Annotated in this window: 15 protein-coding genes; 13 read left to right on the plus strand and 2 right to left on the minus strand. The window is 60.3% G+C overall.

Going from position 1 to position 17,131, the window contains the following annotated elements; all coding sequences use genetic code 11:
* Positions 1–107 precede the first annotated feature (107 nt).
* Together PM3016_RS12270 and PM3016_RS12275 are read left to right on the plus strand one after the other, a co-directional pair.
* Complete coding sequence (locus PM3016_RS12270) at positions 108–1,454, plus strand: ABC transporter substrate-binding protein (protein WP_014369684.1); 1,347 nt, start codon at positions 108–110, stop codon at positions 1,452–1,454.
* 49 nt (positions 1,455–1,503) lie between these two features.
* Positions 1,504–2,640: a glycoside hydrolase family 88 protein gene (locus PM3016_RS12275; protein ID WP_013915891.1), complete on the plus strand. Its 1,137-nt coding sequence runs from the start codon at positions 1,504–1,506 to the stop codon at positions 2,638–2,640.
* A 788-nt stretch (positions 2,641–3,428) separates the two neighbouring features.
* On the opposite strand, the gene PM3016_RS12280 is transcribed toward PM3016_RS12275, so the two are convergent.
* On the minus strand, positions 3,429–4,343 hold the full coding sequence (locus tag PM3016_RS12280; RefSeq protein WP_014369685.1) for a LysR family transcriptional regulator: 915 nt from the start codon (positions 4,341–4,343) through the stop codon (positions 3,429–3,431).
* Between the two features lie 113 nt (positions 4,344–4,456).
* Here PM3016_RS12280 and aroA point away from each other — a divergent pair, with 113 nt between their 5' ends.
* The 10 genes from aroA (at position 4,457) to PM3016_RS12330 (ending at position 15,104) form a co-directional block, all read left to right on the plus strand.
* Positions 4,457–5,803 (plus strand): 3-phosphoshikimate 1-carboxyvinyltransferase, encoded by a 1,347-nt coding sequence (aroA, locus tag PM3016_RS12285; RefSeq protein WP_014369686.1) that lies wholly within the window; start codon positions 4,457–4,459, stop codon positions 5,801–5,803.
* A gap of 17 nt (positions 5,804–5,820) precedes the next feature.
* A complete protein-coding gene (gene aroC, locus PM3016_RS12290) occupies positions 5,821–6,876 on the plus strand; it encodes a chorismate synthase (protein ID WP_013915895.1) in 1,056 nt (351 codons plus the stop codon).
* A gap of 197 nt (positions 6,877–7,073) precedes the next feature.
* Entirely contained in the window at positions 7,074–8,018 is a 945-nt protein-coding gene (locus tag PM3016_RS12295) for a carbohydrate ABC transporter permease (protein ID WP_013915896.1), read from the plus strand.
* A 12-nt stretch (positions 8,019–8,030) separates the two neighbouring features.
* The gene (locus PM3016_RS12300) at positions 8,031–8,864 is read left to right on the plus strand and encodes a carbohydrate ABC transporter permease (protein ID WP_014369687.1); all 834 of its coding nucleotides are present in this window, start codon (positions 8,031–8,033) and stop codon (positions 8,862–8,864) included.
* 343 nt (positions 8,865–9,207) lie between these two features.
* On the plus strand, positions 9,208–10,590 hold the full coding sequence (locus PM3016_RS12305) for an ABC transporter substrate-binding protein (RefSeq protein WP_013915898.1): 1,383 nt from the start codon (positions 9,208–9,210) through the stop codon (positions 10,588–10,590).
* Between the two features lie 167 nt (positions 10,591–10,757).
* Positions 10,758–11,084 (plus strand): thioredoxin family protein, encoded by a 327-nt coding sequence (locus tag PM3016_RS12310; protein ID WP_014369688.1) that lies wholly within the window; start codon positions 10,758–10,760, stop codon positions 11,082–11,084.
* A gap of 90 nt (positions 11,085–11,174) precedes the next feature.
* On the plus strand, positions 11,175–11,390 hold the full coding sequence (locus PM3016_RS12315; protein WP_014369689.1) for a heavy-metal-associated domain-containing protein: 216 nt from the start codon (positions 11,175–11,177) through the stop codon (positions 11,388–11,390).
* 546 nt (positions 11,391–11,936) lie between these two features.
* Positions 11,937–13,340: an MFS transporter gene (locus PM3016_RS12320; RefSeq protein WP_041619100.1), complete on the plus strand. Its 1,404-nt coding sequence runs from the start codon at positions 11,937–11,939 to the stop codon at positions 13,338–13,340.
* Positions 13,341–13,372: 32 nt separating this feature from the next.
* Complete coding sequence (locus tag PM3016_RS12325; protein WP_014369691.1) at positions 13,373–13,813, plus strand: MarR family winged helix-turn-helix transcriptional regulator; 441 nt, start codon at positions 13,373–13,375, stop codon at positions 13,811–13,813.
* 73 nt (positions 13,814–13,886) lie between these two features.
* Positions 13,887–15,104 carry a saccharopine dehydrogenase family protein gene (locus PM3016_RS12330; protein ID WP_014369692.1) on the plus strand — a complete coding sequence of 406 codons (1,218 nt, stop codon included), beginning with the start codon at positions 13,887–13,889 and terminating at the stop codon, positions 15,102–15,104.
* Between the two features lie 259 nt (positions 15,105–15,363).
* Here PM3016_RS12330 and PM3016_RS12335 read toward each other — a convergent pair whose 3' ends face one another.
* A complete protein-coding gene (locus PM3016_RS12335; protein WP_014369693.1) occupies positions 15,364–16,371 on the minus strand; it encodes a CobW family GTP-binding protein in 1,008 nt (335 codons plus the stop codon).
* A 223-nt stretch (positions 16,372–16,594) separates the two neighbouring features.
* On the opposite strand from PM3016_RS12335, the gene PM3016_RS12340 reads away from it, so the two are divergent.
* Positions 16,595–16,984, plus strand: coding sequence for a DoxX family protein (locus PM3016_RS12340; RefSeq protein ID WP_014369694.1), 390 nt, complete (start codon positions 16,595–16,597; stop codon positions 16,982–16,984).
* Positions 16,985–17,131: the final 147 nt, after the last annotated feature.

Consider the following 17,131-nt stretch of genomic DNA (forward strand, 5'->3'; position numbering starts at 1 on the left):
TTCCTCCGCGGTGCCGGCTTGCTATAATGAGCGGGTGTGCCGGGGCCCGCGCTCCGGCTGCACCCGCCGAAGGGGCGTATATGACAACAACAGCATGGATGAGACGGATGCGGTGTGTGAGCGCTGGGGCTGTGTTGTGCCTGCTGGCCGGCTGCATGCCCGGAGGCGGCACGGACACGGAGAGCGGGGGGGGGCCGGGGCGGGAGCCGGTGACGATTGCCTTCCACACCTTTGGAAGCGAAGAGCAGCAGGCCTGGGGCCGGGTGATCTCCTCCTTCGAGGCCAGGCACCCGGACATCCGCGTGAAGCTGGTGAATCTGAGCGAGAACGGGGACACCCAGGAATACGCGAAGCGGCTGGATCTCGCGGCCGCTTCCGGCGAGGAGATGGACGTGCTCATGTTCAGCGAGCCCGCCATGTATGCCCAGCGGGTCGCTCTGGGCATGGCCGCGCCGCTGGATGAATACATCCGGAGGGAAGGCTACCGGGTCAGCGAGGAATACAAGGTGGACACGCAGCTCGGCGGGAAGGTGTATGCGCTGCCCGGCAAGTTCAATCCCTGGTATGTCCTGCTGAATAAGGACCATCTGGACGAAACGGGTCTGAAGGTGCCGACCGACTGGACGTGGGATGAGTTCATGGACTACGCCGGGAAGCTGACCCGCCCCGGTGCGGGCGGGCGCTACGGCACCTATCTGCACGGGCCGCGGGGAGACGGCTGGGCGGAGTTCACCCGGCTCGCGATGGCGAACCAGCCGGAGAATCCGGATTATCTGCGGGCGGACGGCACGTCCAATCTGGACAGTCCGCTGTTCCGCCGGTCCATCGAGATCCGCTACCGGATGGAGAAGCTCGACCGGTCGGCAACGCCCTATATCGATGCCATTGCGAGGAAGCTGCACTACCGCACCGAGTTCTTCAGCGGAGCGGCCAGCATGATCGTGATCGGCTCCTGGATGAACCCCGAGATCGGAGGAACGGAGGCGTTCCCGCTCAAGTTTCATGTCGCTGCCGCCCCGTACCCCCGCAATCAGGCGTCGGACCCGGGAGGCTATACGATCGTCACGACGGACTTCATGGCCGTGGCGGCGGCTTCGAAGCACAAGGAGCAGGCGTACCGGTTCATCCGTTATTACACGACCGAGGGGATGCTCGAGCAGGGGAAGTATATTCCCTCGTGGACGGGGGTGGACAGCGGGACGCTGGAGCGGATCATTGAGCGGACCGCAGCGGGAAGCCGGTCGCCGGAGCTCGTCGACACGGCTTCCCTGAAGGCCGTGCTGGCGGAGGCCAAAGCGCCGAAGCTCGTGACGCCCGCCCCGTTTCAGGCGGATGTATACCGGGTGGTCAACGAAGAGTTCGAGAAGCTGATGCTGGACCAGATAAGCCTGGACGCCATGATCTCGAACGCGCGGATCCGGACGCAGAAGATGATCGATACGAACAGGAAGTGAGCATGGCTAAAGGCCGGCAGCAGCTGCCGGCGAATAGGGGGATGAGGACATGAACGGGACGAAGAGTCAGCCGGATTGGGTACGGGAGGCGTGGAGCCGGACGACGGCCAAGGTTACAAGAATCAGCGGCCGCATCGGGGACCGGTTCCCGCATGCCTCCGTACAGGGGGAGTACAAGCTGGAGCCGCCTTACTGGTGGACGGCCGGGTTCTGGCCGGGCCTGCTGTGGCTCGTCTACCGCGAGACGAAGAACGAGGCGCTCCGGGAGCTCGCGGAATCATGCGAGCGGCAGCTGGATCAGGTGATCACCGATTATTACAAGCTCGACCACGATATCGGCTTCATGTGGACGCTGACCAGCGTAGCCCGGCATAAGCTGCTCGGCGCCGAGGATTCGAAGCGCCGCGCGCTTCTGGCCGCGAATCTGCTCGCGGCGCGGTTCAACGTACAGGGCGGCTACATCCGCGCCTGGAATCCGTGGCGCGAAGGCGAGCAGAATGCGGGCTGGGCGATCATCGACTGCATGATGAATCTGCCGCTGCTTCATTGGGCCTCGGCCGTGACGGGGGACCCGCGCTACAAGCATACGGCCGTCCGGCATGCGGACATGGCCGTGGAGCACTTCATCCGGCCGGACGGGTCGGTCAATCATATCGTGATCTTCGACCCGGAGACCGGGGAGAAGGTCGAGGTGAACGGCGGGCAGGGCTACGGCCCGGATTCGGCGTGGAGCCGGGGAACCGCCTGGGCCATCTACGGGATGAGCCTCAGCTATCACTACACACAGGATGAGAAGTACCTGCATGCGGCCAAGCGCGCAGCGCACTTCTTCCTGGCGAATCTGCCGGAGGACAGCGTGCCGCACTGGGATTTCCGCCTGCCGGAGGGCGTCCCCGCTTACCGCGATTCTTCGGCTGGCGCCTGCGCGGCCTGCGGCTTGCTGCTGCTTGCCGAGCAGGTGGACGGCCGGGAGTCGGCGCTGTACCGCTCGGCGGGGGAGCGCATCCTGCATTCGCTGTACGTGAATTACGGCGCTTGGGACAACGAGGAAGAAGAGGGCCTGATCCTGCACGGCACATCCCACTTCCCTGAAGGGAAGAACATCGATGTGCCGCTGATCTACGGCGATTATTATTTCGCCGAAGGCCTGGCGCGGCTGGCGGGTTACCGCGAGCTGTTCTGGTAATCCTGTGTAAGCCTGACCCGAAGGAGAAGGCCCTGCATCCCGGAGCGGATGCAGGGCTTTTTTTTGACACATTATAGAATTGAATAAATTTCGGGGCTCGATTCTTCTGGCGCGCAAGCTGTCTATGGAAATAGCGGAAGTACGGTGCGCTATTCCCACTATTCGGGGGTACCCGTCAGAGATAAAGGAACTCAGATGCGCTATTGTAAGGATGGGCGCGGTTTCCGTACCCGTTTTCTCCTTATAAGGCATTTGAGTTCCGCTATGTTCCGGGAAATGACGGGAAATCCCTCAATAAGATACCTCGCTTCCGCTATTTTAAAACGAACGTTGGGGCGCCGTGCCGAAACGATCGGTCACCGGAAGCGGAGGCTGAACCGCATACCTTCCGGCTCGAACTGCAGGTAACGGATCGCAGAGATCTGAGACAAACAGCGGATCAGCTCCGCCTGCAGCAGCTGCAGACCATCCGGCCGGCAGGCGTACTTCCCGCACCTCTATCCCCGTATGGACTGCGGTGAGATCCGATCAGGTTGAAGAGCAGTCGGCCCGCCGCCTCCTTGCGGTCCCGGAGAGCAGCAGAGGGGATGGATTTGGGGTGGAACGTTTACGGGCCGCCTATGAAGTCGTGTCCTCCCCCTTAAAAAAATCAAAGGGGACACGACTTCAAGAAAGGTTGAAACCCCATTCCCATTGCTCCCCGCGCGCCAACGTGTGACCGCCACACAGAGATCTTAAAGGACGCCGACAGGCGTTTTTCTTGCTCATTGGCGGAAGCCATGAACCCCTCAGGGACCCGTAAGCTTCTCACCAGAGGGCCCTTGCCCGGCGCGAAGCATCCGGACGAAGGCATCCGCCGCGGCCGACAGCTTCCGGTCCCGCCTGACGGCAAAGCCTATGCTCCGAGGGGGCAGCGGGTCCTCCAGCTTCAGCTCGAAGAGTGTACCTTCCCGAAGCTCTTCCTGCACGAAAGAGCGGCTGATGAACGCGGCGCCGTAGCCCAGCTTTGCGAACTCCGCCAGCAGATCGATGCTGCCAAGTTCTATGTCCGGCTTCACCGTCCGCCCCCTGGCGGCAAACCACATCTCCACGAACACCCTGGTGCTGCTGCCCGGGGATAATAGAATGAGCGGAAGCTCCGCCAGTTCCTCCGCTGACAGGGTCCGGCCCGCGAGCTCTCGGTAAGCATCTCCCACCACAAAACAGTCCTCCAGCACTGCGAGCGTCTGGATATGCAGCTGGGGATCGTCCATGGGCATATGGACCAGGGCGCAGTCGATCACGCCTTCCTTGAGGCGCTGGGTGATGTCGGGCGTCCGGCCGTGCGACAGACGAATCCGGATGCCCGGATAGCTCCGGTGGAAGGCGTTCAGCTGAGGCAGCAGCAGATGCTTGATCAGCGAATCGCTCGCCCCGATCCGGATCTCTCCCTCGCTTAACTGCTTCAGGTTTCGGAGATGCTTCTGTGCCGAGTCCAGCACGGCGAACGATTGCTCCACGTACTCGAGCAGCGCGCGGCCTTCTTCCGTCAGCTCAACACCCTTGGAGAGCCGGTGGAACAGGGGCAGCCCCATGGCCTCTTCGAGCTGCTTGATGGCATAGCTTACCGAAGGCTGCGTGATGTGCAGCTCCTGCGCCGCCTTCGTCAGATTCAGATGCCGCGCCGTATGCAGAAAAATCCGATACCACTCCAGATTCATCATTTGATATAGATCCTCTCTATGACAATGTGCCAAAAATCCGATTTCACCTATTTCAACGTCTTCATTATAATCGAGACATAGCGAGAAGACAAAGATAAGAAGAGGTGGCAGGCATGGTCATGGGTCAGCCGGATTTGGAAGCCCGTTCGCCCTGGTCGGCGAATAACGATAAACCGCAAGTGGAAATCCATCCCCCGGTGGGGGCCGTGAACGGAAGCCTTCGGGTGCCGGGGAGCAAGAGCCTGACGAACCGGGCGCTGGTCATCGCCGCGTTGGCCGAGGGAAGATCGGCCATCCACGGGATCCTGAAGAGCGATGATTCCTACTGGTGCATGGATGCGTTGAAGAAATTGGGCGTAGGGGTAACCATCGAAGGGGAGACCGCCTATATCGAGGGCTGCGGCGGGAAATGGCCGAATCCCTCGGGCGAATTGTACGTGGGGGCGGCAGGCACGGTCGCGCGCTTCCTGCCGGCAGCCCTGGCCGCCGGCACCGGAGAATGGACGCTCAGAGGAAGCCGGCGGATGAGCGAGAGACCGCTGGCCCCGCTGCTCCGTGCGCTCACAAGTCTGGGGACCCGGTTCCAGTATGGGGAGAAGGAGCTTTGTCTGCCTCTTACGCTCCAGGCGGACGGCCTGCAGGGCGGTGAGGTGACGCTGCCCGGCTCCACGTCCAGCCAGTTTATCAGCGGGCTGCTGCTGGCCGCACCGTATGCCAAGGAACCGCTCACGCTGCGGATCGAGGGCGAAGTGGTGCAGAGGGATTATGTCCGAATGACGCTCGATACCATGGCGGCATTCGGCATTAGGCCGGAAGTGTCCGCAGACGGTCAATCGATCGCGGTCCCGAGGGGATGCTATCAAGCGAGAGCGTTCCAGCTTGAGCCGGACGTCTCCACGTGCGGGTACTTCTGGGCTCTGGCCGCGCTGACAGCGGGCCGGGTGCGCATCGAAGGGATCGACGCGAAGAACACGACCCAGCCGGATATCGAGATCCTCGAGGTGCTGGAGCGGATGGGATGCACGGTGCTGCGCGGCGGGGATTTCGTTGAAGTGCAGGGCACGGAGCGGCTCAAGGGCGGGTTCACCATGAGCATGAGGAAGTCGTCGGATCAGACGCTGACGATCGCGGCTCTCGCCCCGTTTGCCGACGGACCGATTACGCTGACGGATGCCGCCCATATCCGGCATCATGAATGCGACCGCATCTCCGCCATCTGTGCGGAGCTCAGTAAGCTGGGCATCCGTGTAGACGAGCATCACGACGGCTTGACGGTCTATCCCGGCCGGCCGGTACCGGCTCTGCTGGATTCGCATGACGACCACCGCATGGCGATGGCCCTGTCCTTGATCGGGCTGAAGGCCGGCGGTATCCGGATTTCGGACCCGGGTTGCGTGTCGAAGACCTGTCCGGGGTATTTTGACCAGCTGTCCAGGCTTGGGGTAAGGATTGAATACTAACAGGGAGGCTTAATCATATGGGAGGCAGTACGTTCGGCGAGCGGTTCAAAATCACGACCTTCGGGGAGTCCCACGGCGCGGCTGTGGGGGTGATCGTGGAAGGGGTAACGCCCGGTGTGGAGATTGACGAAGCTTATATTCAGAAGCAAATGGACAGGAGAAAGCCGGGCCAATCGTCCGTGACCACCCCGCGCAAGGAATACGATATCGTCCAGATCCAATCCGGCGTCTTCGAGGGCAAAACCACCGGAACGCCGCTCATGGTCATTCTCTATAACCACGATATGAAGCCGGAGGCTTACAGCGACATCCAGCATGCGTTTCGTCCCGGGCACGCGGATTATACTTACCTGCAGAAATACGGCATCCGCGATCACCGGGGCAGCGGGCGGGCATCGGGAAGAGAAACCGCGGCCCGTGTGGCCGGAGGCGCCGTAGCCCGGAAGCTGCTTGAGAGAAGAGGCGTGCAGGTGCTGGCTTATACCCGGGAGATCGGAGGGATTGCGTGCCGCTCGTTCCAGGAGGAAGTCATCGAGGAGAACGCGGTCCGCGCCTGCGATCCCGAGGCGGCAGCCCGGATGATCGAGCGGATCGAGGAGCTGGCCCGGCGCGGTGACAGCTGCGGAGGGATCGTGGAGTGCCGCATCCGGGGGGTTCAGCCGGGGCTCGGGGAGCCGGTCTTCGATAAGCTGGATGCCGAGCTGGCCAAGGCGATGCTGTCGATCGGCGCGGTCAAAGGAATTGAGTTCGGCGCCGGCTTCGCCGCGGCCTCGATGCTCGGAAGCGAGCACAACGACGGGATGAGTGCCGACGGCTTCCTCAGCAACCACGCGGGCGGCATCCTGGGCGGGATCAGCACCGGAGAGGAGATCGTCTTCCGGATCAGCGTCAAGCCGACATCGTCGATCTCGGTCTCCCAGCGGACGGTCAATGTCCGGGGCGAGGAGCAGGAGATCCGGACCGAAGGCAGGCATGATCCGTGCATCTGCCCAAGAATCGTGCCCGTCGTGGAAGCGATGGCCTGCCTGGTCGTGGAGGATCATTACAAGCGGCAGGCCGCCCTGCTCGGCTAATCGCATAGTGCATCAGAAGCGTCTCTTTCGGACCCGGTCCGGAAGAGGCTTTTTTGCTTTATCAGAAAGGATGACTCGCTTAACGAAAAGTCAAGATAGCCTCCGAACCTATCAAAATAACGTTATGGTTGCCCCTCCCGTACTTCTTATAATGAACCTATACCAAGACGACTTACGGAAGTGAGAGGTGACCGACTGTGAATACGACAAGCTCCAATATGACCCTGGTGGAGAAAAAAGCCCGGCATACCCAAAGCAAAAGCGCGCTGCGGCGCAAGGAGAGCCTGGCAGGGCTCCTGTTCGTCGCCCCGATGCTGATCGGTGTGACCGTGCTGACGCTTCTGCCGATACTTGCAACCTTCGTGCTCAGCTTCGCGGATTGGAATTTTGTAGCCGGGATGCAGGGACTGAAGTGGACGGGAGTGGAGAACTTCGAGAAGCTCTTCGCCGACGAAAGCTTCCGGATCTCCCTCAAGAACAATTTCATCTTTATCTTCACCGTGCCGATCTACATGATCGTCTCGCTGGCTCTGGCCATCATGATCAACAAGCATGTATATCTCAAAAGCTTTTTCAAAGTGGCGTACTTCATGCCTTACATCTCGAGCGTCGTCGCCATCGCGATCGTGTGGCAGGTGCTCTTCCACCCGTCGGCCGGGCCGGTCAACCAGTTCCTGATGTCCATCGGCATCGACAATCCGCCGAAATGGATCGCGGACCCGGCTTACGCGCTGCCGTCGGTCATGATGATCTCGGTGTGGATCTCGATCGGGTACAACATGATCGTCTACATGGCGGCCCTGCAGTCGATCCCGAAGGATCTCTATGAAGCGGCCGATATCGACGGCGCGAACGGCTGGACGCAGTTCCGGAAGATTACGGTGCCGATGCTCTCCCCGACTTCGTTCTTCCTGCTCGTGACCGGGATCATTTCCTCCTTCAAGGTATTCGACCTGATCGCCGTACTGACCAAGGGCGGCCCGATGCAGTCCACGAGCATGCTCGTCTGGTATCTCTACGACCAGGCCTTCATCAATCTTCGGGTAGGTTATGCTTCCTCGATCGCCGTTGTCTTGTTCTTCTGCGTGCTGCTCATCACAGTGCTGCAGTGGTTCGGCCAAAAGAAATGGGTTAACTACTAGGAGGCGAAACTCATGAAAGAAAAGCTCAACGTCTGGAAGCTGACGAACACGGTGGTTATGCTGGCGGTCAGCATTCTGTTTCTCCTGCCGTTCATCTGGATGCTCTCGGCCTCCTTCAAGCTGGAGACGGACGTGTTCAAATATCCGATCCAGTGGATTCCGGAGCGCTGGAACGCGGTCGAGAACTATAAGGAAATCTGGGCCGGGCAGTACGCGTTCTACCTGTACTACTGGAATTCCATCAAGGTGGCGGTGCTCACCACGCTGATCTCCTGCACGGTATCGGCGCTGGCGGCATACGGCTTCTCGAAGATCGATTTTCCGGCGGGCAAGTGGCTGTTCCTCATCGTCCTGGCTACTTACATGGTGCCGTCCCAGGCGATACTCATTCCACAGTTTATCCTGTACCGGAATATCGGGCTGTTCGACAGCCACTTCGGGCTCATCCTGCTCGGCTGCTTCAGCGTGCTCGGCACCTTCATGCTGCGCCAGTTCTTCATGGGCCTGCACAACGATTACATCGAGTCGGCGAAGATCGACGGTGCGGGGCACTGGCGGATCTTCTGGCAGATCGCGTTCCCGCTGGTCCGTCCGGCGATCGCGACGTATGCGATCCTGCGCTTCATCTGGACGTGGAACGATTACCAGAACCCGCTGATCTTTATCCGCACGGATAAGCTCTACACGATTCCGCAGGCGGTGGACAAGTTCGCTTCGATGAACGGCGAATTCTACTCCCTGATCATGGCGGCCGCGGTGTCCGCGATCTTCCCGCTGCTCATCACCTTCATCATCGGCCAGAAGAGCGTCATCGAAGGCATTGCGGTGGGCGGGGTCAAAGGATAAGTTTAACGCTGGAATCGAGCACAGGAGGTTGGGGTGAGAGGTTGGAGCACTTGGCTGGCGTATCTCAGAGGCGCATTCCCGTATGGAAAAGGCGGTTAAAGACCGTCTCTGCGGTTCGCCCTTGCGGTAGGAGGCGGCATGACGAGAGCCGGCTCTCTGTAGCTGCCACTTGCGGAAGCCGCGCCGGCCCGGCTCCCGCACCCTTTGCCTGTAGGCGGTAAAAATAACGTGAGAAGTGGTCAAGATAGCGTCACTGTGCTCATGAAACCGGTTGCTATAATGAAGGGGTAAACGATGATCCAGCTTTTCGCAGAACCTTATATATAAACGGAGGGGCTCACTTATGAAAGCGAACACATGGACCAAATTAATCAGTACGGCGGCAGCGGTCAGTCTGATTGCAGGCTGCGGCGGTGGGGCAACGGAAACACCGGCCGCGGAGGGCGGCTCCGGCAGCGGCGGGTCGGCAGGATCGCCGGTCAAGATCAAGTTCCACGCCTTCGGCAGCGAATCGCAGCAGGCCTGGTCGAAGGTGATCTCATCCTTTGAAGCGAAGTACCCGAACATCAAGGTGGAGCTCGTGAACCTGAGCGAGAAGGGCGACACGCAGGAGTATGCGAAGAAGCTCGACCTCGCGGCGGCCTCGGGCGAAGAGATGGACGTCATGATGTTCAGTGAAGCGGGCATGTACGCCCAGCGGGTGGCCCTCGGCATGGTGGCGCCGATCGACGAGTTCATCGCGAAGGAAGGCTTCAAGGTCGGTGAGGAATACAAAGTCGACACGACGCTGAACGGCAAGGTGTATGCGCTGCCGGGCAAATTCAATCCGTGGTACGTTCTCCTGAACAAGGACCACCTGAAGGAAGCGGGCCTGGAAGTGCCTAAGGATTGGACCTGGGACCAGTTCATGGACTACGCGAAGAAGCTGACGAAGGGTGAGGGCGCAAGCAAGCGCTACGGCACGTACTTCCACGGCCCGCAGGGCGGCGGCTGGCTGGAATTCACGCGCTTGGCCCTCGCGAACCAGCCGGACAATTCCGACTATCTCAAGGCGGACGGCACCACGAACCTGGATAATCCGCTCTTCAAGAAGTCCATTGAGATGCGCTACCAGATGGAGAAGGTCGACAAGTCCTCCGTCCCTTACACGGATATGATCTCGCAGAAGCTGCACTACCGTCCGCAGTTCTTCAACCAGTCCGCGAGCATGATCGTCATCGGAAGCTGGATGAACTCCGAGATCGGCGGAACGGAGCAGTTCCCGCTGAACTTCAACGTCGCCGTTGCCCCGTTCCCGAAGAACAGCGCATCGGACCAGGGCGGCTACTCGATGGTGACGACCGACTTCATGGCCGTGGCGGCGAAGTCCAAGCATAAGCAGGAAGCGTACCAGTTCATCCGCTACTTCACCACCGACGGCACGATCGCCCAAGGCAAATATGTTCCTTCCTGGAACAAGGTGAAGACGGAAGACCTGAACCAGATCATCGACACGATCGTCGGCGGCACGAAGTCTCCGGACAAGGTCGACAAGGAGTCGCTGAAGACCGTGCTCGCGGGCTCCAAGGCTTCGAAGCTCGTACCGCCTACTTCGTTCCAGGCCGATGTTTACAAAGCGATCAACGAAGAGTATGAGAAGCTGATCCTCGATAAGCAGAACCTGGATGCCATGCTGAAGAACGCCCAGGAGCGCACCCAGAAGCTCATCGATTCGAACAAAAAGTAAGCTGTCACGTCAGCGGCAGGCGGGAGAGGACCTTCGGGTTCTCTCTTTTTTTGTCACTGCTCGAAAAACCATTAACATACAGTAGGGGGGTATAGTATAAATAAAGCACGAGGAAAACAAACCAAAGAACACACAGGATAGCCTGAGTGATGGAAGGAGTGAGGAGGATGGCGGTGCAGGTGCTGACTGACAAGACCTATGAAGAGTTCGTAGCGTCGGAGAAGCTGGTGCTCGTCGAATTCTGGGCACGGTGGTGCTCCTACTGCAAGCTGATGGAACTTATTCTGGCTGAGCTGTCCGAGGAATACAGGAACCGCGTGACCATAGCCACCGTGGATGTGGAGACGGAGACCGAGACGGCGGAGCGGCTGAATGTGCAGGGACTGCCGACGCTTCTGCTCTACCGGAACGGCCGGCTGCTCGGCCAGGTGAACGGGTTTGTACCGAAGGAGACGCTGACGGCCGAATTGTTGGATAAAGCACTGCAGCTGTGACCGTCCGATTCTGCGGATTTTTTTAACGGACCGATGATACCCCACTGGGGTAATGAAACAACTAACTATAGTAAGGGAGCGTGTTCTATTATGGAAAACAAACAAGTAAAGATTGCAATCGATGGTATGGGCTGCAAGTCGTGCGTGGCGAAAATCGAGAAGGCGGTAGCATCTGTGCAGGGGGCGGAGGGGACTGTGGACTTCGGAGAGAAGACCGCCCTGATCACGGCACAGGACAACTCGTCCTCCGATGAGGCTCTCGATGCCATCCGCAAGCTGGGCTACGGGGTAAGCGTGCTGGCCTGACCGGTGCGCGGGGGAGGTATCGGGAAGTCGGCCGCAGCAGTGCAGGGGGCAGAGCAGGCCCTAGCTTTCGGGGAGAAGACCGCCCTGATCACCGCACAGGGATACCCGGGAACCAGATCTTCCTATTGACGCTGAGACCCATTATTTCTACAATGGCCGCCCTCCCCGGTTCGCCACGCATACATCCAACTTGCGCTCTTTCCTGTGCCGAACACGGAACTTCCCGTGGAACCGGAGAGTTGAAGCGTGCGGGATTCAGGATGACCGGCCGGGGATTAACAAACAGCGGCTTGCTGCAGCCTGCAGTCCGCCTTTCGAGAGGAAGGGGGCTGCAGGCATTTGTGCTGCAAGTGCAGGGCCCGAGGGTGCAAAAGAGTCGGGGCTGGGGAGACGCAGGAAGTTCTTGACAACCACATAGTATAGTATCTAAACTAAACCGGAGGGATGGGAGAATCTGCTCAACTTGAAGAATAAAAGGGAGGTGCTGCATTGAACTACAGCAGCAGATTACCAGACCGAGGACAAACGGGAAGTCGCCGGACCGGGATGATGACGGCGGTCTGCATGGGGGCGTTTCTTTCCCACTTTACGGCGGGCGTTGTCAACGTATCGCTTCCCGGTTTGGCGGCTTTCTTTGACACGGACCTGAACAGGATTACCTGGGTCACCACCGGTTACCTGCTTGTGATTACCGCCCTTCTTCCCCTGATGGGGAAGCTTGGGGACCGCTGCGGACTGGGCTTGGTCCATCACAGCGGCTATCTCGTGTTCGCGGCCGGTTCCATTCTGGCTGCCTTGGCCTCGGATGTCACGGTCCTTCTCGCCTTCCGGGTGGTGCAGGCGGCCGGGGCCGCGATGTTCCAGGCGACCAACCTGGCGCTGATCTCCCACTACATGCCGAAAGAGCGGAGGGGGCGGGCCCTGGGGCTGGTCAGCACCTGCGTCGCGCTGGGAGCGATGCTGGGACCCGCGGCCGGCGGGTGGATCACCCAGTGGCTCTCCTGGCCGTGGCTGTTCCTGATCCATGTGCCTGCCGCTCTGGTGGCGGCCGTGCTTGCATTCCGTTTCATTCCGCTGAGGGAAGGGGAGCGGCTAAGACCGGAGGCAGCCGGGGCATCGGATCGCCTGGGGGCCGTTCTGTTCACAGCCTGCGTCGCTTTCGCTCAGCTGGGGATCCCGTCGGCAGCCGCGCAGGGCTGGCGGTCAACCGGGACGATGCTGTACGTCGGCGGAGCTCTCGTTACAGGGATTGCCCTCATCCTGTGCGAACGGCGGCGCCGCGAGCCCTTCCTGCCGCTGAAGGCCCTCCGCATTCCCGCCGTCTCCGGAGGGCTGCTGCTCAGCTGCGCTGCGTTCCTGCTGACGAATATGCTGCTGGTGCTCCTGCCGTTTTACTTGACCGGGCCCTTGGGTGGTCTTCCCCCGTCCGCTGCCGGGCTGGTCATGACCGCTTACCCGGCCGCCCTGGCTCTGGCCGGACCGGCTGCAGGCCGGCTCTCCGACCGCTATGATTCCGGACGCTTTATGGTCCTGGGCTTCGTCTTCATGGGAGCCGCCCTGGCCGTGCCGGCCTTAGCAAACGGACATCTTCCGCTCGGCTGGATCGCTTTCGTACTGGCTGCCGCGGGCTGGGGGATGGGGTTCGCAGCGTCACCGAATAACCGTTTCATTCTGCAGCATACCCCTGCAGAGCATATCGGTGCCGTCGGAGGCCTGATTGCCCTGACCCGCAACGCAGGCATGGGGTTCGGTGCGGCACTGGGGCTTGGCGTGATGAGCGCGGATGATGCCGGAGGACCGCTGCTCCAAGCGTTCCGGTCGGCCTTCGGAATCGGCGTATGGATCTGCCTGGGGACGCTCGTCGGGCTGATCTGGCTCCTTTTCCATGGAGGGCTCCGTAAGCAGAGTGCAGAAGCAGGAAGAAGGGAGGGTATGCAGAAGCCTTCTTGACAATCTCATCGTTTACTTACTAAACTAATAGCATGGAAAATAATCGATCCGCCCCAACAGGAAGCCATCATCTCGGACGCTTGTTCCTGCAGCTCCAGAGACTCGAACGCAAGCCCCGCATCTTTGGGGATGCCGGGCCATTAACGCCGAGCGAGATCCATACCATTGACGCGATCGGGATGGACGGGACCCTGCTCATGAGTGAACTGGCCGCAAGGCTCGGTGTAACGAAGGGGGCCGTCACCCAGATTTTCAGCCGTCTCGAAGCCAAAGAGCTTGTGATCCGCGCTCCGCATCCGGAAGACTCGAGGGCCGTATTGGTGTCGCTGACAGACAAAGGAAGAAGCGCATACCGGGCCCACGAGGAAGTGCACCGGCAGTTCTACGAAGAGCTGAGCACCGAGCTCGGCGAGGAGGAGATCCGGATCTTTGAACAGTGCATCCAGAAGCTGATCCGGTTTATGGAAGAGTAAATTTTTTGGGATAAATAGTATAGCATCTAAACTAAATCATTGGACGGCGGGAACAAAGGAGCGAATGCGGGAGATGAAGGGGTTAGACCGAGTAAGGCAGTTCATCGGGGCGAACCAGATGAGCCAATTAAGTGAGATGCGCCAGACAGTCCGGATCGGTCGGATGAATCCGTTGGATCCGAAGAACCCGGGGCACCAAGAGCCACTGGGGCTTTCGGGGAAGGAGGACATTCTGGTGGTCGGCGGGTACGGACAGGTCGGGCAGGTGGTCTGCCGGACGCTCGGCGAGCAGTTCCCGGGCAGGGTCTATGCGGCCGGGCGGGATGAGAGGAAGGCCGGCGAGTTCGCCGCCGCATCGGAGGGAACGGTCAAGCCTCTGCGGATGGACGTGCGGGACCCGGGCTCGGCGACCCTGCTGGAGCAAGCCGCTCTTGTAGTCATGTGTGTGGATCAGGAGAATACCCGGTTTGTGGAGCAGTGCCTGGCGCAGCATACCCACTACATCGACATAACGGCCTCCTATGATTTTCTCTGCAAAGTACGGGAGCTCGGGGCCCGGGAGAATCCGAAGTCGACGGCGGTCGTGAGCGCAGGGCTGGCACCCGGATTAACGAATCTGCTTGCCAAACAGTGTACCCGGGTGCTGGAGGAAGTTCATTCGGTGGAGCTGTATCTGCTGCTCGGTCTCGGAGAACACCACGGCCGGGCGGCCGTCGAGTGGATGGTGGACCGGCTCGTGGACGATTTCAGCCTCACGGTTCAGGGGGCCAGGCATCGCGTTCCCAGCTTCGGAGAGGGGAAAGCGGCGGACTTTCCCGGGGGATTGGGCCGCCGCTGGGCGTACAGGTTCGACTTCCCGGATCAGCATGTGCTTCCAGGCACGCTCGGCATTCCGTCCGTATCGACACGCCTGTGCTTCGACTCGGCGGCCGTAACCCGGCTGCTTGCGCTGGCCAAGAAGGCGGGTCTGCTCGGCCTGCTCCGTCATCCGGCCCTCCACCGCACCGCGGTCAGCGTCCTGGGGAAGGTGCAGTGGGGCTCGGAGGTCTATGCGGCTCTCGCCATTGCTGAAGGCCGGCTCGGAGGCCGTATGGTCCGCTACCGATGCTCCGTCCGGGGGGCCAAGGAGCATCTTGTGACCGGCAGAGTTGCGGCTTATGCGGCCAAACAGATATACACCGGAGCCTGCAGGCCCGGTGTATATCATCTTGAAGAACTGTTCGAGCCGCCGGAGGTGATCGGCAGTTTAGGCGAGGGAGTTGTTTTCGAGGAAGCTTTCGAGGAGACATAGGACGGGGAACCGTTGGAGTGAGCCGGATGGAACGGAATTAGGCGGTCATACCAAGCGGCAGGCACGCCGGCAGCCGTCGCCGCTGGCGGTGGTCACAGCCGGGTGCCGGTCCTTGCCAAGCATCGGCTCCCGTGAAGCGCCGGCCGGCCCCCGCCAAGCGTCGCTCCCTCAGCCGGAACTCCGCAATACCCGGGGAACGCGAGGGGCCTAAGCTTTCCCGCAGGCCGTGCCCGCCCGGCGGCGGCATACCTGCGGCCCGTTACACGGCCACGCAGCCGGCGAACTGCTCGCGGAACCAGGCCTCATCGAGGTTGCGCCCGATGATGACGAACTCGCTGCGCCGCACCTCGCCTTCCTTCCAGTACCGGTCGGAATCGGAAGTGAACAGCATGTGGATGCCCTGGAAGACTACGCGTTCCTCGACATCTTTGATATGGAGCACGCCCTTGTAGCGGAACGTGTCCACGCCGTGCTCGGAGAGCCACACGCCGAGGAAATCCTCGAGCTTCTTGAGGTCGAGCGGCCGCTCCTCGCGGAAGACGAGGGAAACGACGTCATCGTCATGCTCGTGGTCTTCTTCTTCGAGGAAGCCCGGGTCAAGCTCCAGCTTTTTCTCAAGCTCGAAGGCTTCGATGCCAAGGACCTTGTCCAGCTCGATCCGCGAGCGGCGGGTACGATAGATTCGCCCTGCCGGGTTCATGGCGCGCAGGCGCTTCTCCAGCTTCTGCAGGGACTCCTCGTCCACCAGATCGGTCTTGTTCAAGAGCAGCACATCGGCAAACGCCACCTGCTCCTGCGCTTCATGGCCTTCATCAAGGTGCATGTCCGCATGCTTGGCATCCACCACCGTCACGATGGCATCCAGGCGGTAGAAATCAGCCATCTCCTCATCCACGAAGAAGGTCTGGGCCACGGGTGCCGGGTCCGCCAGTCCGGTCGTCTCGATCAGCACGCGGTCAAAATTGCCTTTGCGCGGATCTCCCGCCCGCTTGGCATCCATGAGCTCGCCGAGGATGCGGATCAGGTCCCCCCGTACCGTGCAGCAGATGCAGCCGTTATTCATCTCAAAGATCTCTTCGTCCGCGCCGACGACGAGCTGGTTGTCAATGCCCACTTCACCGAACTCGTTGACGATCACGGCGATCTTATGCCCATGATCCGCCGTCAGGATATGGTTCAGGAGGGTCGTTTTGCCTGCACCGAGAAACCCGGTCAGCACCGTGACGGGAATAAGAGAGGAGGCGTCGATGGATTCAATGTCAGACATAGTAGGGGAGGCTCCTTTTATTTAATAGTAATTATTACTTTTATTAGAATAAGTTCTATCCCGCGGGGTTGTCAATCAAAAAGTAATAATTACGAAGTAATACCGCAATCGGGAAGAAACGGAGGCCCCTGCCCCCGTGTTAGAATAAGTGACAGATCTTCCTCATATATAAACGAGGAGCCGCCGGCTTACTGGTGAGAAACCGAATAAAGGAGTGTGTGTGATGAAAAAGGTTTGGCGTATTGCAGGATGGGTGGGGCTCATCCTGGTGGCAATCCTGTTCGTTCAGGCAGGAGTGCTGAAGCTGATCGGCGAAACGATGAGCGTCGAGGGCTTTAAGGCGATGGGCTTTCCGGATTGGTTCCGTCTGCTGATCGGCCTGCTCGAGGCGGTTGGCGGGGTGGCTCTGCTGTTCCGCAAGACCGCCCGCTACGCAGCGGCACTGCTCGGGGCGATCATGATCGGGGCCATCGTGACGATCCTGACCGTGGGCAACCCGCCGGATGTGGCGTTCCCAGCGGTTACCCTGGTGCTTCTCGTGCTGGTCGGCCTGCTCAGAAAGCCGGCGGGCCCCAGGACAGCCGGAGAGACGAAGCTGGGCATCGGACGATAAACTGCCCTGTTCGCTGCTCCGTTGATGAGCGCTGTGCTCAACAACACTTGAACCCAATCATAGCAAGGCTGTGCGTGCCGCTGGAATTCCGGCGGTTTTTTTGTGCTTCATGCCGAACTGTGGGCAGGGGATTGAAAAACGCGATCG

It is taken from the genome of Paenibacillus mucilaginosus 3016, from assembly GCF_000250655.1.
Taxonomy (GTDB): domain Bacteria; phylum Bacillota; class Bacilli; order Paenibacillales; family NBRC-103111; genus Paenibacillus_G; species Paenibacillus_G mucilaginosus.